The 21,943-nt window shown below is 66.0% G+C and carries 24 protein-coding genes; 13 read left to right on the top strand and 11 right to left on the bottom strand.

The window, feature by feature from the left end:
• Positions 1-114 precede the first annotated feature (114 nt).
• Both recO and AC1DN2_RS03690 read left to right on the top strand, forming a co-directional pair.
• On the top strand, positions 115-867 hold the full coding sequence (gene recO / locus AC1DN2_RS03695) for a DNA repair protein RecO (RefSeq protein ID WP_079554635.1): 753 nt from the start codon (positions 115-117) through the stop codon (positions 865-867).
• 20 nt (positions 868-887) lie between these two features.
• Positions 888-1,739 (top strand): isoprenyl transferase, encoded by an 852-nt coding sequence (locus AC1DN2_RS03690; protein ID WP_476849340.1) that lies wholly within the window; start codon positions 888-890, stop codon positions 1,737-1,739.
• Between the two features lie 6 nt (positions 1,740-1,745).
• Here AC1DN2_RS03690 and AC1DN2_RS03685 read toward each other — a convergent pair whose 3' ends face one another.
• Complete coding sequence (locus AC1DN2_RS03685) at positions 1,746-2,717, bottom strand: alpha/beta hydrolase (protein ID WP_476849260.1); 972 nt, start codon at positions 2,715-2,717, stop codon at positions 1,746-1,748.
• 36 nt (positions 2,718-2,753) lie between these two features.
• A complete protein-coding gene (locus AC1DN2_RS03680) occupies positions 2,754-4,448 on the bottom strand; it encodes an FAD-binding dehydrogenase (protein WP_476849259.1) in 1,695 nt (564 codons plus the stop codon).
• 163 nt (positions 4,449-4,611) lie between these two features.
• Here AC1DN2_RS03680 and AC1DN2_RS03675 point away from each other — a divergent pair, with 163 nt between their 5' ends.
• Entirely contained in the window at positions 4,612-5,685 is a 1,074-nt protein-coding gene (locus tag AC1DN2_RS03675) for a quinone-dependent dihydroorotate dehydrogenase (protein WP_476849258.1), read from the top strand.
• Between the two features lie 101 nt (positions 5,686-5,786).
• Here AC1DN2_RS03675 and AC1DN2_RS03670 read toward each other — a convergent pair whose 3' ends face one another.
• A complete protein-coding gene (locus AC1DN2_RS03670; RefSeq protein ID WP_223917351.1) occupies positions 5,787-6,386 on the bottom strand; it encodes a DUF3043 domain-containing protein in 600 nt (199 codons plus the stop codon).
• Between the two features lie 106 nt (positions 6,387-6,492).
• Here AC1DN2_RS03670 and AC1DN2_RS03665 point away from each other — a divergent pair, with 106 nt between their 5' ends.
• The 5 genes from AC1DN2_RS03665 to AC1DN2_RS03645 all read left to right on the top strand — a co-directional run bounded on the left by AC1DN2_RS03665 (position 6,493) and on the right by AC1DN2_RS03645 (position 11,692).
• A complete protein-coding gene (locus AC1DN2_RS03665) occupies positions 6,493-7,923 on the top strand; it encodes a M20/M25/M40 family metallo-hydrolase (protein ID WP_476849257.1) in 1,431 nt (476 codons plus the stop codon).
• 169 nt (positions 7,924-8,092) lie between these two features.
• Entirely contained in the window at positions 8,093-8,482 is a 390-nt protein-coding gene (locus tag AC1DN2_RS03660) for a HesB/IscA family protein (protein WP_028276724.1), read from the top strand.
• 207 nt (positions 8,483-8,689) lie between these two features.
• Positions 8,690-9,562, top strand: coding sequence for an aa3-type cytochrome oxidase subunit II (gene ctaC / locus AC1DN2_RS03655; RefSeq protein WP_028276725.1), 873 nt, complete (start codon positions 8,690-8,692; stop codon positions 9,560-9,562).
• Positions 9,563-9,572: 10 nt separating this feature from the next.
• Positions 9,573-11,294 carry an aa3-type cytochrome oxidase subunit I gene (gene ctaD, locus AC1DN2_RS03650; RefSeq protein ID WP_223917347.1) on the top strand — a complete coding sequence of 574 codons (1,722 nt, stop codon included), beginning with the start codon at positions 9,573-9,575 and terminating at the stop codon, positions 11,292-11,294.
• Positions 11,291-11,692, top strand: a complete 402-nt coding sequence (locus AC1DN2_RS03645) for a cytochrome c oxidase subunit 4 (protein WP_018773077.1) — start codon at positions 11,291-11,293, stop codon at positions 11,690-11,692. Before ctaD ends, AC1DN2_RS03645 begins: the two co-directional genes overlap by 4 nt.
• 197 nt (positions 11,693-11,889) lie before the next feature.
• Here AC1DN2_RS03645 and AC1DN2_RS03640 read toward each other — a convergent pair whose 3' ends face one another.
• The gene (locus tag AC1DN2_RS03640) at positions 11,890-12,183 is read right to left on the bottom strand and encodes an HPr family phosphocarrier protein (RefSeq protein WP_028276727.1); all 294 of its coding nucleotides are present in this window, start codon (positions 12,181-12,183) and stop codon (positions 11,890-11,892) included.
• Positions 12,184-12,456: 273 nt separating this feature from the next.
• Between AC1DN2_RS03640 and AC1DN2_RS03635 the strand changes: the two genes are divergently transcribed.
• Positions 12,457-13,248, top strand: coding sequence for a GntR family transcriptional regulator (locus tag AC1DN2_RS03635; protein ID WP_028276728.1), 792 nt, complete (start codon positions 12,457-12,459; stop codon positions 13,246-13,248).
• 152 nt (positions 13,249-13,400) lie between these two features.
• Here the strand turns inward: AC1DN2_RS03635 and qcrB are convergent, their stop codons facing one another.
• The 4 genes from qcrB to ctaE form a co-directional block, all read right to left on the bottom strand.
• Positions 13,401-15,077 carry a cytochrome bc1 complex cytochrome b subunit gene (gene qcrB / locus AC1DN2_RS03630; RefSeq protein ID WP_028276729.1) on the bottom strand — a complete coding sequence of 559 codons (1,677 nt, stop codon included), beginning with the start codon at positions 15,075-15,077 and terminating at the stop codon, positions 13,401-13,403.
• The gene (gene qcrA / locus AC1DN2_RS03625; RefSeq protein ID WP_028276730.1) at positions 15,055-16,128 is read right to left on the bottom strand and encodes a cytochrome bc1 complex Rieske iron-sulfur subunit; all 1,074 of its coding nucleotides are present in this window, start codon (positions 16,126-16,128) and stop codon (positions 15,055-15,057) included. Before qcrA ends, qcrB begins: the two co-directional genes overlap by 23 nt.
• Before the next feature lie 100 nt (positions 16,129-16,228).
• Positions 16,229-17,017: a cytochrome bc1 complex diheme cytochrome c subunit gene (qcrC, locus tag AC1DN2_RS03620; protein ID WP_476849256.1), complete on the bottom strand. Its 789-nt coding sequence runs from the start codon at positions 17,015-17,017 to the stop codon at positions 16,229-16,231.
• Positions 17,018-17,102: 85 nt separating this feature from the next.
• Entirely contained in the window at positions 17,103-17,741 is a 639-nt protein-coding gene (ctaE, locus tag AC1DN2_RS03615; protein WP_476849255.1) for an aa3-type cytochrome oxidase subunit III, read from the bottom strand.
• A gap of 148 nt (positions 17,742-17,889) precedes the next feature.
• On the opposite strand from ctaE, the gene trpD reads away from it, so the two are divergent.
• Entirely contained in the window at positions 17,890-18,951 is a 1,062-nt protein-coding gene (gene trpD / locus AC1DN2_RS03610; protein ID WP_476849254.1) for an anthranilate phosphoribosyltransferase, read from the top strand.
• A gap of 74 nt (positions 18,952-19,025) precedes the next feature.
• On the opposite strand, the gene AC1DN2_RS03605 is transcribed toward trpD, so the two are convergent.
• Positions 19,026-19,307 carry an Lrp/AsnC family transcriptional regulator gene (locus tag AC1DN2_RS03605; RefSeq protein WP_028276733.1) on the bottom strand — a complete coding sequence of 94 codons (282 nt, stop codon included), beginning with the start codon at positions 19,305-19,307 and terminating at the stop codon, positions 19,026-19,028.
• Between the two features lie 88 nt (positions 19,308-19,395).
• Positions 19,396-19,839: a DUF3054 domain-containing protein gene (locus tag AC1DN2_RS03600; RefSeq protein ID WP_476849253.1), complete on the bottom strand. Its 444-nt coding sequence runs from the start codon at positions 19,837-19,839 to the stop codon at positions 19,396-19,398.
• 138 nt (positions 19,840-19,977) lie between these two features.
• On the opposite strand from AC1DN2_RS03600, the gene AC1DN2_RS03595 reads away from it, so the two are divergent.
• The 3 genes from AC1DN2_RS03595 to AC1DN2_RS03585 all read left to right on the top strand — a co-directional run bounded on the left by AC1DN2_RS03595 (position 19,978) and on the right by AC1DN2_RS03585 (position 21,268).
• Positions 19,978-20,454 carry a VOC family protein gene (locus AC1DN2_RS03595; protein WP_476849252.1) on the top strand — a complete coding sequence of 159 codons (477 nt, stop codon included), beginning with the start codon at positions 19,978-19,980 and terminating at the stop codon, positions 20,452-20,454.
• A gap of 94 nt (positions 20,455-20,548) precedes the next feature.
• Positions 20,549-20,704, top strand: a complete 156-nt coding sequence (locus AC1DN2_RS03590; protein WP_156945122.1) for a hypothetical protein — start codon at positions 20,549-20,551, stop codon at positions 20,702-20,704.
• A gap of 171 nt (positions 20,705-20,875) precedes the next feature.
• Positions 20,876-21,268, top strand: a complete 393-nt coding sequence (locus tag AC1DN2_RS03585; protein ID WP_476849251.1) for an SHOCT domain-containing protein — start codon at positions 20,876-20,878, stop codon at positions 21,266-21,268.
• Between the two features lie 48 nt (positions 21,269-21,316).
• On the opposite strand, the gene AC1DN2_RS03580 is transcribed toward AC1DN2_RS03585, so the two are convergent.
• Positions 21,317-21,931: a response regulator gene (locus AC1DN2_RS03580; RefSeq protein ID WP_476849339.1), complete on the bottom strand. Its 615-nt coding sequence runs from the start codon at positions 21,929-21,931 to the stop codon at positions 21,317-21,319.
• Between the last annotated feature and the right edge of the window lie 12 nt (positions 21,932-21,943).

Here is a 21,943-nt window from a genome sequence, read left to right as displayed (position 1 = left end):
GAACACTCCGGCGGCGCAGTATTTTGCCTCAGTCTTTTATCTCAGTCTTTTACCGTTCTGCCTCGGCGGCGCTGCCCATGCCGTGATTCCGTAAAGACAGTGCGAAGATTAACTGTGGTCCAACAATCCTTTGCAGCGCGTGCCTACCGTGATGACGCCGTCGTGCTGCGCACCCATAAGCTGGGCGAAGCCGACCGGATCATCACCCTGTTGACCAAGCACCACGGCCAGGTGCGGGCGGTGGCCAAGGGGGTCCGGCGCACCAGCAGCCGGTTCGGCGCCAGGCTGGAACCGTTCATGGTGGCCGATCTCCAGCTGATTTCCGGGCGGACCCTGGACGTCGTCACGCAGGCCGTGGCCAAGGGCGCCTACGGCGGGAACATCGCCGCGGACTATGGCCGGTACACGGTGGCGGCCGCCATGACCGAAACGGCGGAGAAGCTCACCGACGTCGACGGCGAAGCCGGCACCGCCCAGTACAACCTGCTGGTGGGGGCCCTCGCCTCCCTGAGCCGGGGCGACCACGCCCCCGAACTCATCCTGGATTCCTACCTGCTCCGCGCCCTCGCGACCGGCGGCTGGGCGCCCAGCTTCACCGACTGCGCCCGGTGCGGTGCGCCCGGGCCGCACACCGCCTTTTCCGCGCCGCTCGGCGGCATGGTCTGCCACGGGTGCCGGCCGCCGGGATCGCCCGCGCCAGCCCCGGAGACAGTGCTCCTCATGGGTGCCCTGCTCACCGGAAACTGGACGACGGCGGATGCCTCCGCGTCCGTCCACCGCCGGGAAGCGGCAGGCCTGGTAGCCAGCTACCTCCAGTGGCACCTGGAACGAGTCCTGAAATCCCTCAAACATGTGGAGCGAACGTAAAAGTGGCATTGGGAAGAAGCCTGGGAAAGAACCTGGAGAAAAGCCAGACGAAACAGTCCAACGGTCCGCGGCGCACCACCCCGGTGGTGGCTCCCTACCCGCACCCGTCCGGCGCTGTTCCGCCCGCGATTCCCGCGGAGTTCATCCCGCGGCATGTGGCGATCGTCATGGACGGCAACGGGCGCTGGGCGAACCAGCGCGGCCTGCCCCGGATCGAGGGCCACAAAGCAGGGGAGCCTGCCCTGCTGGACGTCATGGCCGGCGCGATCGAGCTGGGGATCGAATACGTCAGTGTGTACGCCTTCTCCACCGAGAACTGGCGGCGGTCCCCTGAGGAGGTGCGCTTCCTGATGGGCTTCAACAAGGACGTCCTGCGCCGGCAGCGGAACCAGCTCGATGAATGGGGGGTACGGATCCGCTGGTCCGGGCGGCGCCCGAAGCTGTGGGGCTCGGTGATCCGCGAACTCGAAGAGGCCGAGGACTACACCCGAGGCAACAGCACGTGCACCCTGAACATGTGCGTCAACTACGGCGGACGGGCCGAGATCGCCGACGCCGTCTCCGCGATCGCGGAGGAAGTGGCCCAGGGCCGGCTGAAGCCGGGGGCCATCACCGAGCGGACCATCCAGAAGTTCCTCGACGAGCCGGACCTGCCGGACGTGGACCTGTTCCTGCGCAGTTCCGGGGAACAGCGGCTCTCCAACTTCATGCTCTGGCAGTCGGCCTATGCCGAGTTCGTGTTCATGGACACCCTGTGGCCGGACGTGGACCGGCGGACGCTGTGGGACGCCGTCGAGATCTATGCACAGCGGGACCGCCGGTACGGTGGGGCCATCGACGCCGCTCCCGCCGCGGGCGGCCAGGTCAGCTGATCCGCGTCAGTCGTAGACGTACGCCCTGATCCACCGGGACAGCCGGGCATAGGCGTCCGCGCGGACCCGCGGGGCGGAGAGGAAGACGTCATGCAGGGCGCCGTCAATCCGCTCCAGCGTCACGGTGCGGCCCAGGCTGAGCGCGCGGAGGGCGATTGTGTTCACGTCCAGGACCGCGTCCGTGCGGCGCATGGACTCCTTCCAGAACATCCCGTTGGCGCTGGCGCCCGAGATGAGCACCAGGATGGGCACGTCGATGTTCAGGCCACGCGCCACCTTGGACTGCCCGGCGAGCACGGCGCTGAGCCAGCCGGCGCGGACCGGAAAGGCGTGCGGCGGACGGTAGGCATCGTCCAGGGCCCATTCGCCTTCCGCGGCGCTGCTGATGCTGCGCCAGTAGAAGGCCCGCTCGGGCAGCCGGATCACAGACTCCGGCCAGAACCGGGCGAACGGCTCCACCATGGTCCGCGCGGCGCGGCGCAGGGCGGGGCTGCCGTGGACTTCCAGCCATGGGCTGTCCAGGACCAGTTGTGACACCATCCCCGGATGCCTGTCGGCCCACAGCGCCGCGATCAGGCCGCCGGTGGAGTGTCCCATCAGCGTCACCTGCGGCGCCGCACCGTCCGGCCTGAGCGAGCCGATGATCCCGAGCGCTGCAGTGATCTCGGCGTCGTAGTTGTCCAGGTCCGCGACGTAGCCGCCGTGGGTGCCCGGACGCAGGCTGCGGCCATGGTTGTGCATGTCGAGGGCGAAAAACTCAAACCCCTGCCCCGCCCAGAATTCCGCGAGCTCCTCATTGAAGAAGTAGTCACTCCAGCCGTGCAGGAACAGCACCGCCCGGGCCGGCAGCGCCGATGGTGCCGGCGGGAGCGGGGTATGGCGGACCAGGGTGGCAGTGCGCAGCACACCGTCAGGGCTGACGGCCTCAAAGGTGCACGCCTGGAAATCATCCCCGAGAATGTCGGTCCGCCACTGCATCGACTTTCCTCCTGTGTTGCTGAGTGCCTGCTCGGACTAGGCCGCGGACGCAGCGGCCCGGCCCGCGGAACGTCCGGAGAAGAGGCATCCGCCCAGGAACGTTCCCTCGAGGGACCGATAGCCGTGGATTCCGCCGCCGCCAAACCCTGCGGCTTCACCGGCCGCGAACAGCCCGGGCACGGGCTGCCCGGCGGCATCCAGGACCCGCGACTGCAGGTCGGTCTGCACCCCGCCAAGGCTCTTGCGCGTCAGGACCGAGAGCCGGACGGCGAGCAGGGGACCGTGCCGCGGATCCAGAAGCCGGTGCGGCGGGGCGACCCTCATGATCTTGTCGGTGGCGAAACGCCGCGCTGCCCGGATCGCCGCCAGCTGCGGATCCTTGCCCATCCCGCTGGCAAACTGCCGGTCCCGGTCGCGGATCAGCTGCTCCAGGGCAGCGGGGTCGATGAGCTGCCCGCCCGTCAGATCGTTCATCTGCCCGGCGAGCCCGGCGGGGTCCGCTGCCTGCAGGAAGTCGACCCCGCGGTCCAGGAACCGCTGCAGCGGTGTATCGCTGCCGGGCTTCAGCCGTGAGACCAGCCGACGGACGTCCTTGCCCGTGAGATCCGGGTTCTGCTCGGATCCTGACAGCGCGAACTCCTTCAGCGCGATGCTGCGGTTCAAGACGAACCATGAATGGGCATGTCCCGTGGCCAGGATGTGGCGCAGGGCGCCGAGCGAATCGAAACCCGGAAACAGGGGAGGCGGGAGCATCCGCCCCGTCGCGTCCAGCCATAGGGCCGACGGTCCGGGCAGGATCCGGATGCCGTGCCGCGGCCAGACCGGGGCATGGTTGTGGATACCCTCCGGGTAATGCCACATCCGGTCCCCGTTGATGAGGTGTCCGCCGGCGCGGCCCACGGCCGGGAGGAAGTCCCCGTCCACGGATGCCGGAACGCCACTCAACATCCGCTCCGGCGCCGCGCCGCCCGGCCATTGCTTGCGGACCACATCGTGGTTGCCGCCGATGCCGCCGCTTGTCACCACCACGGCCGCGGCCGCAGCCTCGAAAGTACCGTCAGGGCGTCGGGAAGAGCTTTCACCCCGGCCTGCGCCACTGGCTTCGAGCAGTTCGCCGCGCACGCCGCTCACCCGGCCCGCAGTTTTCACGAGCCCGGTGGCGCGGTGGCGGAAATGGAAGGACACGCGGCCGGCGGCTTCGCCTTCGCGCAGTTTGGCAAGGAAGGGGGCCACCAGCGCAGGTCCCGTGCCCCACGCGACATGGAAGCGCGGGACAGTGTTGCCGTGGCCGTCCGGGCCGTAGCCGCCGCGTTCGGCCCACTGCACCAGGGGAAACAACCCGACGCCCAGCGAGGCGAGCCAGGCTCGCTTCTCACCGGCGGCGAAGTTCACGTACGCTGCCGCCCACTCCTTCGCCAGGGCGTCCTGCGGCTGGTCGAATCCCGCGGACGCATGCCAGTCGGCGAGGGCCAGCTCTTCGCTGTCCCGCACCCCGAGCCGCCGCTGTTCCGGAGTGTTGACCATGAAGAGGCCGCCGAAGGACCAGTGCGCCTGGCCGCCGACGGAGGCCTCGGGTTCCTGATCGAGCACCGCCACCCGGCGGCCGGCGGCATAGGCCTGGGCCGCGGCCACGAGCCCTGCCAGGCCGGCGCCGACCACCACAACGTCGGCCTCGATCCCGCGACCCGAAGCCCCACGGCCGCCCGTTCCGACACCCTCATTGCTGGTCATGGCTTCATGCTAACTCGCGTCGGAGCACTTCCGCCGCCGGGCCCGGGGCGCGGGGCGCCGCAGTCACAACCGCAGTCACAACGGGCAGTCACATCGGCAGTCACAAGCGTGCCGGCGCGCGCGCTGGTTTGGTCTGCGCGGCCCGAACCGGAAAACTAGAGGCATGCGCGTATATCCCACATTTTTCCGGCTGGCCTTCTCATGGATGGACGCCGAACGCGCCCATAAGATCGGGTTCAAGGCCATCCGCCTCGCCCACAGCTGCGGTGCCGGGCGGTTGCTGCAGAAGTTCACCGCCCCCGCAGCGTCGCTGCAGACCCAGGCGTTCGGCCTGACCTTTCCGTCCCCGTTCGGCCTTGCGGCCGGCTTCGACAAGGAAGGCCACGGCATCGAGGCGCTGGCGGAGCTCGGCTTCGGCCATGTGGAGGTCGGCACCATCACCGGCCAGGCCCAGCCCGGCAACCCGGCGCCGCGGCTGTTCCGCCTCGTGGAGGACAGGGCCGTCATCAACCGCATGGGGTTCAACAACGACGGCGCCGCGGCGGTGGCCCCGCGCCTGAAGTCCGCCCGCGCCGCCCTGCAGCGCCAGCACCCCGGCGTCCGGCCGGTGATCGGGGTGAACATCGGCAAGAGCAAGGTGGTCGGGCTCGAGGATGCGGTGTCCGATTACCTGATCAGCGCGCGCAGCCTGGCCCCCGCAGCGGATTATCTCGTGGTGAACGTCAGCTCGCCCAACACCCCCGGGCTTCGGCTGCTGCAGGACGTGGAGACCCTGCGTCCGCTGCTGGCCGCAGTGGGGGAGGAGGCGGACAAGGCCGCCGGCCGCCACATTCCGCTCCTGGTCAAGATCGCGCCCGACCTCAGTGATGAGGACATCGACGACGTCGCGCGCCTGGCGCTTGACCTGAAGCTGGACGGCATCATCGCCACCAACACCACGATCGCCCGCACCGGGCTCGCCTCCAGCCCCGACAACGTCGAGGCGTGCGGAGCAGGAGGTCTTTCCGGGGCGCCCCTGAAGAAACGGTCCCTGGAGGTCCTGGCCCGGCTCAAGTCCGTCACCGGCGGGGCGCTGACCCTGGTCTCGGTGGGCGGCGTCGAAACGGCACAGGATGTGCAGGAACGGCTGGACGCCGGCGCCACCCTCGTCCAGGGCTACACGGCGTTCCTTTACGAGGGGCCTTTCTGGGCCGCCCGCATCAACCGGCTGCTGGCCACCCACCCGAGCCGGCGCTAGACCTTACGCTGCGATCGGGCCCGGACCGGTCGCCGCAACCAAGAAGCCCCCGGCAGGTGACTGCCGGGGGCTTCTTGGTTGAAGAATCGTGGAAGGGAAGGTCAGGCGGGGAACTCGCCGCGCCGGACCTGGGGCTTGGGCAGGCGCAGGCGGCGGAACTGCAGGGAGCGCATGGAGCCGTACCAGACCGTGCCGCGCTCGACGTCGCCGAACTTTTCGCCGAGCCGTTTCTTGAGCTTGCGGGAGAGGATGAAGACGTCCACGAAGACCGCGAGGAACATGACCCAGAAGGCGCCCAGGACGTAGACCATCTGTGCGCTGGAGGCCGGCACGAGCAAGGAGATGATGACAAACAGCAGGGCGCCGAACATGAGGAACTCGCCAAGGCTGAAGCGGGCATCGACGAAATCGCGGGCGAACCGCTTCTGCGGACCCTTGTCCCGCAGCGGCAGGAACTTCTCGTCACCGGTGTCCATGGCCTGCCGCATCTTGAGCCGCTGCTCCGTGACGGCGGCGCGCTCGGCCGCCTTGGAAGCCTTGCGGTCCTCCGGCACGAGGGGCCGCTTGCGGGCCGCCTCCTGGGCGCTGCGCTTGGGCGTGGGTGCGCCCTTGCCGGTCACGGCGCTACGGGCTGCTGCCTCGGATGCCTGCTGGTCAACTACGTCCTGCGCCGATGGCGCTTCCTTTTTACGTCCAAACACCCCTAAAGAATACCCCGCAGACACAGGCCCGAGACCCAGCCCACACGGCGCAGGCCCGGGCGTGACGCTGTTTGTAGTGATTCAGAGCACGGGTAGTGTTTTGGCCATGACTTCATCTACCGCGGGGAACCCGCAGACCACCATGGACCACGAGGGCACCATCGATGCCGAGGCCCTCCGCCAGGCCGTTGCCGAATCGTTCGACGAGACGATCGGCCAGCTGACGGACCTTGTCGCCATACCGGGCATCGCCTGGCCGAGCTTTGATCCTGCCCCGTTGAACCGCAGCGCCGACGCCGTCGCCAGCCTCGTGCGGGCCAGCGGCTTCGACGACGTCCGGATCCTCCGTTGCGACAAGGAAGACGGGACGCCCGGCGGGCCCGCCGTCGTCGCCCGCCGCCCGGCCGCGGAGGGCAAGCCGACAGTCCTGCTGTACGCCCACCACGACGTCCAGCCCACTGGCGACCTGGCACTGTGGGAAACCGACCCCTTTACCGCCGTCGAGCGCGACGGCAGGCTCTTCGGCCGCGGTGCCGCCGATGACAAGGCCGGCATCCTGGCGCACATCGCCGCCTACTCTGCGGTGACGCGGGTGCTCGGTGACGAACTGGGCCTGGGCGTGACGTTCTTCTTCGAGGGCGAAGAGGAAGCCGGCTCGCCAACGTTCCGACAGTTCCTGGAAACCCACCGCGAACTGCTCCGCGCCGACGTGATCGTCGTGGCGGACTCCAGCAACTGGAAGGTCGGCATTCCGGCCCTCACCACCAGCCTGCGCGGCCTGGTGGACGGCACCATCGAGGTCAAGGTCCTGGACCACGCCGTGCATTCGGGCATGTTCGGCGGCCCCGTGCTCGACGCCCCGACCCTGCTGGCCCGCCTGATCGCGACCCTCCACGACGACGAGGGCAGCGTCGCGATCAAGGGCCTGGTGAGCCGCGATGACGTGGTTGTCGACCTCACCGAGGAGGAGTACCGCGCCGACGCCTCCGTGATCGACGGCGTGAAGCTCGCCGGGACCGGCAGCATTGCCTCACGCATGTGGACCAAGCCCGCCCTGTCCATCATCGGCTTTGACGCCCCGGCCGTGGACGTAGCTTCCAACACCCTGCTGCCGCGGGCCCGGGCCAAGTTCAGCCTGCGCCTGGCCCCGGGTCAGGATCCGGCAGCCGCCATGGAGGCTGTCCGCCAGCACGTCGAAACCCACGCCCCGTTCGGCGCTGAGGTGGTGTTCACCCCGGGGGAGAGCGGCAACTCATTCCTGACGGACACGAGCTCGAAGGCCGCGTCCATGGCCATGTGGGCCCTGGGCGAAGCCTGGGGGGTGCCCGCCGTCGAAATGGGGATCGGCGGATCGATCCCCTTCATCGCGGACCTCACCGAGCTCTACCCGGACGTGCAGATCCTGGTCACCGGCGTCGAGGATCCCGATTCCCGAGCCCACAGCGCCAACGAATCGCTGCATCTGGGCGACTTCCGGAACGCAATTGTCGCCGAGGCCCTGCTGCTCGCGCGCCTGAACAACGAAGGCGCGCTCTAGCCCCCGCGCCCGGCGGGTCCCGGGGAACATCCAGCCGTCTCCCACGGTTACGTCAGAAGTTAGAGCTAGAGGGCTGCGCGAAGTAGCATGTAGCTATAGCCCATACCGTTTAAGTAGGGGCGGGCACCGTGCGAGCGGGGCCGCCACCACCGTTGCAAGAAGGTAGGCCATGAGCACTACAACCAATGAAAACAGCGCCGGCAACTCTGCCGCCGAGGCCGGCGAGCTGGCCACGCACGAGGTCATGCTGACCGACGTCGCGGCTGGAAAGGTCCGCAGCCTGCTGGAGCAGGAAGGCCGCACCGATCTGCGCCTCCGCGTTGCCGTGCAGCCCGGCGGTTGCTCCGGCCTGATTTACCAGCTCTACTTCGACGAGCGGCTGCTCGACGGGGATGCAGTGCGAGACTACGACGGGGTCGAAGTCGTCGTCGACAAGATGAGCGTTCCTTACCTCAGCGGTGCCAGCATCGATTTCGAGGACACCATCGCCAAGCAGGGCTTCACGATCGATAACCCGAATGCCGGCGGGTCCTGCGCCTGCGGAGATTCTTTCCACTAATTCCTTCCACTAAGGCCGGGCATTTTGCCCGGCCTTAGTGCCGCAGGATCCTCAACGAGCGGCGCCTACAAAAAGCTCCCGACGCACGGTGCGGACATGTGGGCGAAAACTCCCGGGGAGCGGTAAGCTCTACACCGAGTAGTAAAACTTTTCGTTTGCCCTGCCCGTAATTTGCGGGGCAACAGCAACAAGTAGGAAGGGCCGTCTGTGAGTTCGCAGAACCGAACCGGCAGCCGACGCAAACAGATCACTACGATCACTGGCTTGGCACTAGCCGGCGCGTTGGCTTTGACTGGATGTTCACCAGAGGTACAGAAGGGCTGGTTGCCCACCGAGCGTGGCACCACCAATCACACTGACCTCATCATGGACCTCTGGGTCAACTCATGGATTGCCGCGCTGGTCGTCGGCATCATCACCTGGGGCCTGATGATCTGGTGCATCGTCGCTTACCGGCGCCGCAAGGGCACCGTGGGCTTCCCGCGCCAGAACAGCTTCAACCTTCCGCTTGAAGTGTTCTACCTGACGATCCCGCTGTTCATGGTCCTGGTGTTCTTCTACTTCACCGACCGCGACCAGCAGTCGATCGATGACCGCTCAACGCCGGCCGACGTCGTCGTCGACGTCCGCGGCAAGCAGTGGGCGTGGGACTTCAACTACTTGAAGGGCAACGTCGTCACCGAGGACGTTCACGAAGCGGGCGTCCAGGCGCACCTGACCGGTAACGACGTGGACAAGAACAAGCTGCCCACCCTGTACCTGCCGGTCAACAAGTCGGTTGACCTCGAGCTCAACGCGCGCGACGTCATCCACTCCTTCTGGGTTCCTGCCTTCCTGCAGAAGCGCGACATGATTCCCGGCAAGACCAACTACATCCGGTTGACGCCCACCAGGGAGGGCACCTACGACGGTAAGTGCGCCGAACTCTGTGGCGAGTACCACTCCGAAATGCTGTTCCGCGTGAAGGTTGTCTCCGAGTCGGAGTTCCAGGCGCACATGAACCAGCTGCGCCAGGACGGGAACACCGGCCTGCTCGGTGAAGAGTACGACCGCAACCCGGCCCCGGCCGAAACCAAGTAAGGGGAGCGACGTGGCAACTTACACTCAATCCGCCGGGATCCTCGAGGCTCCCGTAGTACCGAAGTCCAAGGGACGCATCGTCGTCAACTGGATCACCTCGACCGACCACAAAACGATCGGGTACATGTACCTGATCGCGTCGTTCATCTTCTTCTGCTTCGGCGGCATCATGGCGCTGCTGATCCGTGCCGAGCTCTTCGAGCCCGGCATGCAGATCCTGCAGACCAAAGAGCAGTACAACCAGCTCTTCACCATGCACGGCACCGTCATGCTCCTGATGTTCGCGACGCCGCTGTTCGCCGGCTTCACCAACGTCATCATGCCGCTGCAGATCGGTGCCCCCGACGTCGCCTTCCCGCGACTGAACGCGCTGGCCTTCTGGTTCTTCCTCTTCGGCTCCACGATCGCCGTCTCCGGGTTCATCACCCCGCAGGGTGCCGCGTCGTTCGGCTGGTTCGCGTACGCGCCGCTGTCCAACACGACGTTCAGCCCCGGCGTGGGCGGTGACCTCTGGGTCTTCGGCCTGGCGCTCTCCGGCTTCGGCACCATCCTCGGCGCCGTCAACTTCATCACCACCATCATCTGCATGCGCGCCCCGGGCATGACCATGTGGCGGATGCCGATCTTCACCTGGAACGCCCTCGTGACCTCCATCCTGGTCCTGATGGCCTTCCCGCCGCTGGCCGCCGCGCTGTTTGCCCTCGGCGCCGACCGCCGCTTCGGTGCGCACATCTTCGATCCCGAGAACGGCGGCGCCGTCCTCTGGCAGCACCTGTTCTGGTTCTTCGGCCACCCTGAGGTGTACATCATCGCGCTGCCGTTCTTCGGCATCGTCTCCGAGATCTTCCCGGTCTTCAGCCGCAAGCCGATCTTCGGCTACAAGGGCCTGGTCTACGCGACCATCTCCATCGCCGCCCTGTCCGTGACTGTGTGGGCCCACCACATGTACGTCACCGGCTCGGTCCTGCTGCCGTTCTTCTCCTTCATGACGATGCTCATCGCCGTTCCGACCGGTGTGAAGTTCTTCAACTGGATCGGCACCATGTGGCGCGGTTCCATCACGTTCGAGACTCCCATGCTGTGGAGCATCGGCTTCCTGGCGACGTTCCTCTTCGGCGGCCTCACCGGCATCATCCTGGCCTCGCCGCCGCTGGACTTCCACGTCTCGGACTCCTACTTCGTTGTGGCGCACTTCCACTACGTGGTCTTCGGCACCGTCGTGTTCGCCATGTTCGCCGGGTTCTACTTCTGGTGGCCTAAGTGGACCGGCAAGATGCTCAACGAGCGCCTCGGCAAGATCCACTTCTGGATGCTGTTCCTGGGCTTCCACGGCACCTTCCTGATCCAGCACTGGCTCGGCGTCGAGGGCATGCCCCGCCGTTACGCCGACTACATGCCGCAGGACAACTTCACGTGGATGAACCAGTTCTCCACCATCGCCTCGTTCGTCCTCGGCGCCTCGCTGATTCCGTTCTTCTGGAACGTTTACATCACCTGGCGCAGCAACGAGCGTGTGGAAGTTGACGACCCGTGGGGCTTCGGTGCCTCGCTGGAATGGGCCACGTCCTGCCCGCCGCCGCGCCACAACTTCACCTCCCTGCCCCGCATCCGCTCCGAGCGTCCTGCCCTGGACCTGCACCACCCGGAGCTCTCCCAGTCCTACACCGCGGATTCGCCTGCTCCGGCAGCAGCGGCTCTCGGTAACGCCGACCAGAAGGACACCGCCAAGTGAAAATCGAATCAAGGATCTTTGGCTTCGGCGTCTTCTTCTTCGTGCCCGTTGCATTCATCTACGGATACCTGACCAACTGGACTGAATGGGTGGGCGCACTGGCCATCCTGCTGGTTGGCGGACTCGCCGGCATGATCGGCGCTTACCTCGGCTTCACCGGCCGCCGCGTGGGCATGCGCCCCGAGGACCGCAACGACGCCGAGATCCACGAAGGCGCCGGCGAGCAGGGACACTTCAGCCCCTGGAGCTGGTGGCCGCTGATGCTGGGCCTGTCCTGCGCCGCAGGGTTCCTCGGCCTGGCCGTGGGCTGGTGGATCGTCTTCATCGCCGGCGGCATGGCAGTGGTCGCACTGGTCGGCTGGGTCTACGAGTACAGCCGCGGTGACCACGCGCACTAGCGCCCACCCGGACTAAAAGTTCAGGACTCACGACGGCGGGCCCCACCATTGGTGGGGCCCGCCGTCGTTGTGTCTTGGTTCTTGAGTTCCTGCCGGCCGCGTGCGGCGTGTCCCTGCACGCCCAGCCCGCCTGCGCAGCATCCCTCCTGGAGGGCGGCACCGCACTGCGGGCCGCCGAATGGGAGCGGGGAGGCCCCTCAGGCGGCGGCTGCAGATTCCAAGAGGATCCGGAGTTCCTCCAGCGCACCCTCTGCCTCTGCGGGGCTGCAGGAGGCCGGGAGGGCGTCCGCAGCGACGGCCAGCTCCACCTCACAGCCGCACTCGAAGTCCTCGGTCATGACCTCCAGCAGCGAGCGGGCGTCGACGCCTGGCCTGCCGTCCTTGCTGATGGTCACCGGGAGGCCGGTCGCCGTGACAGCCCGGACAAATACTGCCGCGGGCCGGGCGTGGAGGCCGATGGCGGCCGTGACGATTGCCTTGCGAACTGGCAACGGGACTCCCTCATGCTGGTGTTGTGCTGTACGTGTTGCTGCTGCACGGGCTGGCCACGCGAACGGTGACCCAGGTTGAGGGCGTCCGGCAGGCAGTCCGTCAGACCGGGCGGGCGGCATTGCCCCGGCTCCGGCTTGTACCTACAAGGGTAGCGGCGGGGGAGTACCCGGCACGACTTGAGTCGGCGGCGTGGTCTAGACCTGCCGGGTCACGGGCTTACCCTTGAGATATGAGTGTATTTCCCGCGCCGGGCCGCAACCGGAGGCTGAACCATGGCGTCCACTAACGCGTCCAAGATGATTGGCGAGATCGACCGTCAGAGCGGGGTGCCAATCTACGTGCAGTTGCGCGAGATCCTCCGCGCGCACATCGCCGCCGCGTGCCCGCCCGGATCTGCGCTGCCCTCCGAACGGGACCTCGCCCAGCGCTTCGGCCTCGCCCGGATGACCGTGCGCCAGGCCATCGATGCCCTCGTGGGTGAGGAAGTGATTGAACGCGTCGTGGGCCTGGGCACGTTTGTGCGCAAACCCAAACTGGATCTCCAGGTAAAGCTGACTTCCTACAGCGAAGAGATGCAGCGCCGCGGCATGGTCCCGGCCGCCAAGGTCCTGAGCTTCGAACAAATTGGCGCCAGCGCGTTCCTGGCCCGTGAGCTGCAGTTGGAGGAGGGGACACCCCTTGTCAGGTTCCGGCGCCTCCTGCTGGCCGACAACGAACCGATGAGCGTGGACGAAAACTTCATCCCGGCCCACCGGGTTCCCGGCCTGCTGGACGGCGAACCGCCCACATCGCTCTACAACGTGCTGAGCGAACGCTACGGGCTGGTGATGGAATGGGGCGAGGACATGATCGAGGCGACGGCTGCGTCGCCGTCCACGGCCCGTCTCCTGAACGTCGAGGTCGGAACCCCGCTGCTCAAGATCCAGCGCCACGCGTTCGTGGCCCGCGCCATGGTGGACTACTCCGTGTCCTACTACCGGGCTGACCGCTACAAGCTCTGGGTGCCCCTGCAGCGCCCTGGCGTCCGGCCCACCCGGAACTACGCCTCGGGGTACCGCCCCTAACCACAGCAACGCGGGGTCACGTCGCGTCCATCCCGAAGGGGTTGATGGGCGCGAGGTGACCCCGCGTTGCCTGTTGTTTCTGCAGCTTCGGGGGGACGCAGGAAGGCCCGGTCCCAAGGGACCGGGCCTTCCTTTGTATTGCTTGGTGCCGCCTAGTGGCTTAGCGACTTCGACTCAGCGGTTTCGATCGCTTCGTGGGCGCCGTGGTGGCCGTGAGCGGCCTCCAGCTCTGCCGGGGTGGCCGGGGCAACCCGGTCCTCGAAGAACCAGCGGGACAGCTTCGCGCGGCGCTTTTCCTTGCGGTCAACGACGCCGTGCTCGTTCGGCACCGCGGGCAGCGGGGCCGGTGACTCGAAGCCGACCAGCTTGTAGCGCTTGTATTCATCCAGCGGGGCGTGGACCTCGATGAACTCGCCGTGCGGCAGGCGCACGATGCGGCCGGTTTCACGGCCGTGCAGGGCAATCTCGCGGTCCTTGCGCTGGAGCGCCAGGGCGACGCGCTTGGTGACGATGAACGCGATGACCGGGCCGATGAAGAACAGTGCGCGCAGCCAGTAGGTGACATCGTTCAGGGCCACGTGGAAGTGGGTGGCGATGAGGTCCGAGCCGGCCGCTGCCCACATCACGCAGTACCAGACGAAACCGGCCATGCCGATTGCCGTACGGGTAGGAGCGTTGCGGGGGCGGTCCAGGACGTGGTGCTCGCGGTTGTCCTTGGTGATCCAGCGTTCAATCCACGGGTAGGCGAACATGACCGTGAAGAGGATGCCCGCCGGGACGAGTGCCGGCAGCAGCACGTTGAACGTGAACATGTGGCCGAACCAGATCTGCTCGACCTTCCAGTCGCCGATCGTGCCCGGCATCAGGCGCAGGGCACCGTCAACGAAGCCGATGTACCAGTCAGGCTGGGTGCCCGCAGAAACCGGGGAGGGGTCGTACGGGCCGTAGTTCCAGATCGGGTTGATGGTGAAGAACGCCGCCATGATGGCAACGACACCGAACACGATGAAGAAGAAGCCGCCGGCCTTTGCCGCGTAAACCGGTCCCAGGGGGTAGCCGACGACGTTGCCGTCGTTGCGGCCCGGGCCGGGGTACTGCGTGTGCTTGTGCACAACCACCATGAAGAGGTGCATCACGATCATCAGCAGGATGAGCGCGGGAACCAGGAGGATGTGGAGCATGTACAGGCGGCTGATGATCATCGTGCCCGGGAACTCGCCGCCGAAGAGGAAGAACGAGGTGTAGGTGCCGATGACCGGGATGGACTTGATGACGCCGTCGATGATGCGCAGGCCGTTGCCGGAGAGCAGGTCATCGGGGAGCGAGTAGCCGGTGAAGCCTGCGGCCATGGACAGGATGAGCAGAACGCTGCCCACCACCCAGTTCAGTTCGCGGGGCTTCCGGAATGCGCCGGTGAAGAACACGCGGAGCATGTGAACGGAGACAGATGCGACGAACAGCAGGGCAGCCCAGTGGTGTACCTGGCGCATGAACAAGCCGCCGCGGACATCGAAGGAGATGTTCAGGGAGGAGCTGTAGGCCACCGACATTTCAACGTTCTTCAGCGGCGTGTACGAGCCCGCATAATGCGTCTCCGCCATGGACGGATCGAAGAAGAACGTCAGGAACGTGCCCGAGAGCAGCAGGATGACGAAGGAGTACAGCGCCACTTCGCCGAACATGAACGACCAGTGGTCCGGGAAGACCTTCCGGCCGAATTCACGGAGGATTCCGGAGCCGCCAACACGCTGGTCGACGAAGTCGGTGATGCGGCCGCCTGTGGTTTTGGCGACGAAAACAGGGGCATCAGGCGTTGTTGTTGAGGACATGCTGCTCACGCTCCCAGTAGGTCGGTCCAACGGGTTCATGGAAGTCGCTCGTGGCGACGAGGTAGCCCTCAGCGTCGACTGCGATAGGCAGCTGGGGGAGGGGGCGGCTGGCCGGGCCGAAGATAACCTTGCACTGCTGGGTCAGGTCGAAGGTTGACTGGTGGCACGGGCACAGAAGGTGGTGGGTCTGCTGTTCGTACAGGGCAACAGGGCAGCCAACGTGGGTGCAGATCTTGGAGTATGCAACGATTCCGTTGTAGGCCCAATCTGCGCGCTCGGGGGAGGGGTTGAGCAGTGCCGGGTCCAGGCGCATGAGCAGAACGACCGATTTGGCCTTCTCGTTCAGCTTTCCTTCGCTCAGTTCGTTCAGCCCTTCGGGGATGACGTGGAACGCGGAGCCCATGGTGACGTCCGCGGCCTTGATGGGGGTGCCATCCGGGTCGCGGGCCAGCCGCTTGAGCCTGCCGTCCGGGGCCGGGGCCCACAGAGTGTGGGCCAGCTTGTCGTCCGGGCGGGGACCGAGGTCACCGAAGATGGCCAGGGCCGGCAGGGGGGCGAGGGCGACGGCGCCGAGCAGGGTGTTGCGGATCAGCGGCCGGCGCTTAATGCCGGTTTCCTCGACGATGTCATCGACGATGCGCACGGCAGCCTGGCGGTCTTCCTCAGTGCGGATCGCGTGGCGCTCTTCCGAGACCTCGTGGTCCGGCATAAGGGCCTTGGCCCAGTGGACGATACCGGTGCCGATGCCCAGCATCGCGAAAGCGGTGCCGATGCCCAGCAGGGCATTCTGGAGGCGGATCGTGGCGATCGCGGAGTCTTGCCCCAGATCGATCGCGAAATACGCCACCAGGAATATCAAGGTGCCAACGACCGAGATGCCGAACAGAAGGGCTACCTGCCGTTCTGCCTTTTTTGCGGCCTTCGGGTCCGTGTCAGCCAGGCGCAAACGGTGCGGGGGAATTCCAGGATCCTGGAACTTCTCCACCTCATTCTGACCAGCCGTAGCTACGGTGCCCGAGTCGTTCGGACCGCCGTCACTATGGTTGCCCATAATTCGCCTCATCCTTCTCTCGTCTCGGCGAGTGCCGAGTTAGGTTTCAATTCAAACTGCTGACGGGTCAGCAGAAAATTCTTACAGGTGCAAGGTCCGCTTATGAAGTGCGGGAAGTCAGCCAAATGGTGAACGCGATGATGACGCCCAGCCCGGCGATCCAGACAAAGAGACCTTCGGATACCGGTCCCAAAGCACCAAGATCGGCGCCGCCGGGTGAACCGTTGGCCTCAATCTGCTTCAGGTAGGTGATGATGTCGCGCTTCCCCTCGGGGGAGATGTTCGCGTCACTGAAAACCGGCATGTTCTGGGGGCCGGTGACCATTGCTTCGTAGATGTGCTGCCCGGAGACACCCGCGAGGGCAGGGGCAAACTTGCCCCGGGTCAGTGCGCCGCCTGCAGCGGCGGCATTGTGGCACATGGCGCAGTTGGTGCGGAACAGCTCTCCACCGTTGGCGGCGTCGCCCTTCTCATCGAGCACGCCTGCCTCGGGGATGGCCGGGCCGGGGCCGAGGGAGGCAACATAAGCAGCCAGTTGCTTGGTCTGTTCCTCGTTGAACTGGGCGGGCTTCTTGTAGGCCTGCGGGCCATTCATCTGCATGGGCATGCGGCCGGTGCCGACCTGGAAGTCAACAGCGGCGGCGCCGACGCCCACAAGGGACGGTCCGGCCTGCGAACCGCTGGCACCCATGCCGTGGCAGGTGGCGCAGTTGGCGGCAAAGAGCTTGCCGCCCTCCTTTACGTCGCTTGCGCTATAGGTGGTGGTGTCGGCCTTGGCCTGGTTGACGGTGGTGGCAACGGCGTACAGCCCACCCGTGACCAAGAGGCCCATCAGCAGCAGTGCAATTGCTGCCAGTGGGTGACGTCGCTTCTGCGAGAGTGCCTTCACGTGGTGGTTCCTTTATTCGATCCTGCGGTGGCTCCGGGAGCCGCTTCTTGAAATTCTGCCTCTTGTAGAAAAAGAGTCAAGCTGACTACTTGAGGACGTAGATGACCAGGAAGAGGCCAATCCAGACGACGTCCACGAAGTGCCAGTAGTACGAGGTGACGATCGCTGAAGTTGCCTCAAAGTGTCCGAACTTCTTCGCGGCGAAGGAGCGGCCCATGATGAGCAGGAAGGCAATCAGACCGCCGATGACGTGCAGGCCGTGGAAGCCCGTCGTTATGTAGAAGGCCGAACCGTAGGCGTTGGAGGACAGCGAGACATGCTCGGAAACGAGCATGGCGTACTCGGTCGCCTGGCCGGCGACGAAGAAGGCACCCATGAGGAACGTCAGGATGAACCATCCGTTCATCCCCCACTGGGTGAAGCTGACGCGTCCGCCGGTCCGGCGCGGCTGGAGCCGCTCGGCAGCGAAGACGCCCATCTGGCAAGTAAAGGAACTTGCCACGAGGACGATCGTGTTAACGAGCGCAAACGGGAAGTTGAGCTTGGCTGTCTCTTCGGCCCACATCAGTCCGGAAGTCGAACGGAGTGTGAAGTACATGGCGAAGAGACCGGCGAAGAACATCAACTCACTGGACAGCCACACAACGGTTCCAACAGAAACCATGTTCGGGCGGTTCAGCGTCGGGTGCGCCGGGGTACTGGGGGCATGGGTCGCAGATGTCACATAGACATTATGTCTATAAAAGTCCGTCCTGCCCAACGCAAACCGCGTTTTCGGAGGACTTTTTCTACAAAGACGCGAATTCGCGCGGAAAAGTTCCCGGCGGGGTTCACATTGGTCTTTGCGGGGCCGACCTCGATAGCATCGGGAGGTGACTTCACAGGCATCTGCACAGGCGGCAGGCAACACCTGGCCGCGGCTCATCAACGCACTCATCAGCGGCGCCGACCTCACAGCCGGGAGCACTGAGTGGGCCATGAATTCCATCATGTCCGGTGAGGCGACGCCGGCCCAGGTGGCGGGTTTCCTGGTGGCGCTGCGTGCCAAGGGCGAGACCGTGGATGAGCTGGCCGGCCTGGTGGAGGCGATGATCGCCAACGCGAACCCCATTGACATTGCCGGTGAGAAGCTGGACATCGTGGGCACGGGCGGCGACCAGCAGAACACTGTCAACATCTCCACGATGGCCGCCCTTATCGCCGCGGGAGCGGGTGCCCGGGTGGTCAAGCACGGCAACCGGGCGTCGTCGTCCTCGTCGGGATCCGCCGATGTCCTGGAGGCCCTCGGCGTCCGGCTTGATCTCCCCATTCCCCGCGTGGCACTCAACGCCGAAGAGGCGGGAATCACGTTTTGCTTCGCCCAGGTTTTCCACCCCTCCATGCGGCATGCCGCCGTCGCCCGCCGCGAACTCGGCGTTCCGACGGCGTTCAACTTCCTGGGCCCCATGATCAACCCGGCACATGTCCAGGCGTCGGCGGTGGGCGTCGCCAATGAGCAAATGGCCCCGCTGGTGGCCGGAGTGCTGGCCAAGCGAGGCAGCCGCGGCCTGGTTTTCCGCGGCAATGACGGCCTGGATGAGCTCACCACCACCGGCCCGTCGCGGGTGTGGGAGATCCGCAACGGTGAGGTAACTGAAGCGATGTTTGATCCGCGCGATCTGGGCATCCGGACGGCCACGCTGGAGGAACTGCGCGGCGGGGACGCGGTGGCCAATGCCGCCGTCGTCCGGGCTGTCCTCAGCGGTGCGCCGGGGCCGGCCCGCGATGCGGCGCTGCTCAACGCCGCGGCCGGGCTGGTGGCGTTCGACCTCGACGCCGTGGGTCCGCTGGCGGAGCGCATGACCGCCGCGTTCAACCGCGCCGAGCAGTCCATTGAATCCGGAGCCGCGGCCGCGGTGCTGGACAGGTGGGTCGCCCTGTCGCAGACAGCCTAAAGATCACATGAGACGGGCCCGGCAGATTTCTGCCGGGCCCGTCTCATGTGAGCTGTTCGTAATTCGGTTGTTCGCTACTGCTCGAATCCGAGGGCAAAGGCCGCATCGAGGTCGTGCTGGGAGTAAGCGCGGAATGCGATCTGCGTTGTGGTGTGCGCGACGCCGGGAACCTTCGAGAGCTTGTCCGCGATGACGTCCGCCAGGTCCTCGTGCTTGGCGACCCGGGCGATGGCGATCAGGTCCCACTCGCCCGTCACGGAATAGACCTCGCTGATGCCGGCGATGGCGGAGATTTCCTCGGCGGTCTCCGGGATGCGTGAAGCGTTTGTCTTGATCAGGACGAATGCGGTGACCACGTGTGAACCTTTCCGGATCGGTTGCGCCGTTTGCGGGCCTGTCGGCGGCCCTTGCACGGGCGCTGCCATCTTCTGCAAGCCTAGTGCATTAGGCCTGGCGGCTGCGTGAACGCAGCCGCCGAACGCCCGCGGCCACAAGGCGGTAGCCCAGGAGGAAAACGGCCAGGCTCAGCAGGGCCACGATGATGAAGGGCAGCACCACCGTCTGCCCGGTGAGGGCCCGCAGGATCATCCCCACGCCGACGGTTCCGAGCCAGACAGCGACGCCGGCGGGCCACACCCGCAAGGGGTCATGCCACAGCCGCAGGGCCAGCCATGCCAGTGCCGCGCCTGCCAGGAACGGCCACGCCGTCGCAAAGACGCCGGTGATAATTTCCCCGCGCTGGTGCGCGTCGCGCCCGATCGCCGCGAACAGCAGAATCAGGAGTGCATCCGCGCATGCTGCCAGGGCTGCTGTCTGCGCGGGCCGGAGGCCGGAATGGGGAGCGTCCTGGGCGGACGGGCGGGGGAGTTTGGGGGTTGGAGAAGGCATACATCCAAGCCTAGTCCCGTCAGGATGGGCTCCGGGCGGGGACCGTTGTGTGTGAAGTCACCTCCGGGCTAGGCTCGGCCCCATGCCGCTGATCGCCGCCGGAGTCTGCCGGCGGCGCGGCAAACGCAAGGGAGCGCTGTGAGCGAAAAGATCACCACCTGCCTGTGGTTCGACAGCCGGGCCGAGGAAGCCGCCGAGTACTACGTCTCCATCTTCGACGGCGGCAAAATCCTCGATGTCTCGCGGTATGGCGACGGCGGTCCCGGGCCTGCCGGCCAGGCCATCACCGTTCAGTTCCTGCTTGACGGGCGGACCTTCACGGCATTGAACGGGGGTCCGGCCTTCACTTTCAATGAGGCGGTGTCCTTTGTGATCGACTGCGCGTCGCAGGAAGAAGTGGACCGGTACTGGTCGGCCCTGACCGACGGCGGCCAGGAAAGCCAGTGCGGCTGGCTCAAGGACCGGTACGGGGTCTCGTGGCAGGTTGTGCCGGCCGTTCTGGGACAACTGATCGCCGGCCCCGACCCCGACGGCGCCCGGCGTGCCATGCAGGCAATGCTCGCCATGCGCAAGCTGGACATCGCCGCCTTGCAGGAGGCCTACGACGGCGCATGACGCCCCTGGTCCGCGTGGCGTCGGGTGCCCCTGTCCGTGACCCCGGTCGGCGTGGCCCCCCGGCCCAGGGACTGTCCGCACATATGATCGTGGCATGAGTAGCGACGCCGTTCCGGAGGCTGGTGTTCCGGTGCAGCTGGATCCTCAGCTGGACGGCCAGCTGAGCATTAACGACATCCTGCTCGAACTTGGCCAGGCTCCCGTGGTGCACCCCTCGCCGGACGCGGCCAGTGAGCTGCACTTCTTCTAGGCCCGCCGCTTCCGGTTCCGCCATCCCGCGCCTGCTCCACAGTTCCTTCTGGTGACCCCGCAGAGAGGCGCTCCCGCGCCGAATTCGGGCCCTTTGGTCCTAACGGGGCACGGCCCGGGGGGGCTAGTTTGGCGCTTAAGGATGCCAGCAGGGCCTCCTCAGAACGGAAGGATGGCTCCCGTGGAGCAATTCTGGAACTTCATTTGGCTGTTCTTTTGGTCATTCGCGTTCATCGCGTATCTTTTCGCGCTGTTTGCAGTTATCTCGGATATTTTCCGGGACCACGAACTCAGCGGTTGGCTCAAGGCTGTGTGGATCATCTTCCTGGTCTTTGTGCCGTTCCTCACGGTTCTCGTGTACCTGATCGCGCGGGGCCGCAGCATGGCCGAGCGCCAGGCCCGCAGTGCCCAGCAGTCCGAAGCCGCAACAACGGAATACATCCGCTCCGTGGCCAAGGCGTCCCCCTCCCAGGAAATCGCAAAGGCCAAGGAACTCCTCGACGCCGGCACCCTGACCCAGGCCGAATTCGACGCCGTCAAGGCCAAGGCGCTGAGCCAGGCCTGACCGTCCCGCTGCGTCCCATAGGTGCATTTCCCGCCCTCGGACCACCGGTCAGTTCGGCCGCCGGTAGCTGGCCAGGCCATGTTCGTAGGCGAAGATGACGGCGTGCACACGGTCGCGCAGCCCGAGTTTCATGAGGATGCGGCCCACGTGGGTTTTGACTGTTGATTCCGCTACGGTCAGTCGTTCCCCGATCTCGGTGTTTGTGAGTCCCAGGGCAATGGCCGAGAGTATTTCCCGTTCCCTCTGTGTCAGTGATGCCACCGCTTCATCACCCGCGGCCGGGGGACCGGAGGGAAGCCTTTGGCTGAAGAGGTCCAGCATCCGGCGGCTGACCCGGGAGGAAATGGCGGCGTCTCCTCCGGCGACGGCCCGAAGGCAAGCGAGCAACTCAGCTGGCCCCACATCCTTGAGCAGAAAACCACTGGCACCGGCCCGGAGGGCCGCGAAGGCATACTCGTCGAGATCGAACGTCGTGAGGACAATGACCCGTGAGTGCGGGCACTCCTCGACAATGCGCCGGGTCGCGGCAATCCCATCCGTGCCGGGCATTCGCACATCCATCAGCACGACGTCCGGTGCCAGAGTTCGACACATGTCGACGCCACTGCTGCCGTCAGCGGCTTCACCGGCAACTTCCACGCCGTCCTGGGCTTCCAGGACCATGCGGAAGCCCGC

The sequence above is a fragment of the Arthrobacter sp. 01L42 genome (assembly GCF_056400005.1).
Note: the sequence above shows the minus strand (reverse complement) of the source record. Positions and strands in the feature narration are given on the sequence as shown.

Bases quoted from the DNA above. Each gene is read 5' to 3' on its own strand.
- AC1DN2_RS03685 (WP_476849260.1), bottom strand. From the start codon at position 2,717: ATGCAGTGGCGGACCGACATTCTCGGGGATGATTTCCAGGCGTGCACC.
- AC1DN2_RS03680 (WP_476849259.1), bottom strand. From the start codon at position 4,448: ATGACCAGCAATGAGGGTGTCGGAACGGGCGGCCGTGGGGCTTCGGGT.
- AC1DN2_RS03675 (WP_476849258.1), top strand. From the start codon at position 4,612: ATGCGCGTATATCCCACATTTTTCCGGCTGGCCTTCTCATGGATGGAC.
- AC1DN2_RS03665 (WP_476849257.1), top strand. From the start codon at position 6,493: ATGACTTCATCTACCGCGGGGAACCCGCAGACCACCATGGACCACGAG.
- AC1DN2_RS03660 (WP_028276724.1), top strand. From the start codon at position 8,093: ATGAGCACTACAACCAATGAAAACAGCGCCGGCAACTCTGCCGCCGAG.
- AC1DN2_RS03635 (WP_028276728.1), top strand. From the start codon at position 12,457: ATGGCGTCCACTAACGCGTCCAAGATGATTGGCGAGATCGACCGTCAG.
- qcrB (WP_028276729.1), bottom strand. From the start codon at position 15,077: ATGTCCTCAACAACAACGCCTGATGCCCCTGTTTTCGTCGCCAAAACC.
- qcrA (WP_028276730.1), bottom strand. From the start codon at position 16,128: ATGGGCAACCATAGTGACGGCGGTCCGAACGACTCGGGCACCGTAGCT.
- AC1DN2_RS03600 (WP_476849253.1), bottom strand. From the start codon at position 19,839: ATGCCTTCTCCAACCCCCAAACTCCCCCGCCCGTCCGCCCAGGACGCT.
- AC1DN2_RS03590 (WP_156945122.1), top strand. From the start codon at position 20,549: ATGAGTAGCGACGCCGTTCCGGAGGCTGGTGTTCCGGTGCAGCTGGAT.
- AC1DN2_RS03585 (WP_476849251.1), top strand. From the start codon at position 20,876: ATGGCTCCCGTGGAGCAATTCTGGAACTTCATTTGGCTGTTCTTTTGG.
- AC1DN2_RS03580 (WP_476849339.1), bottom strand. From the start codon at position 21,931: ATGGTCCTGGAAGCCCAGGACGGCGTGGAAGTTGCCGGTGAAGCCGCT.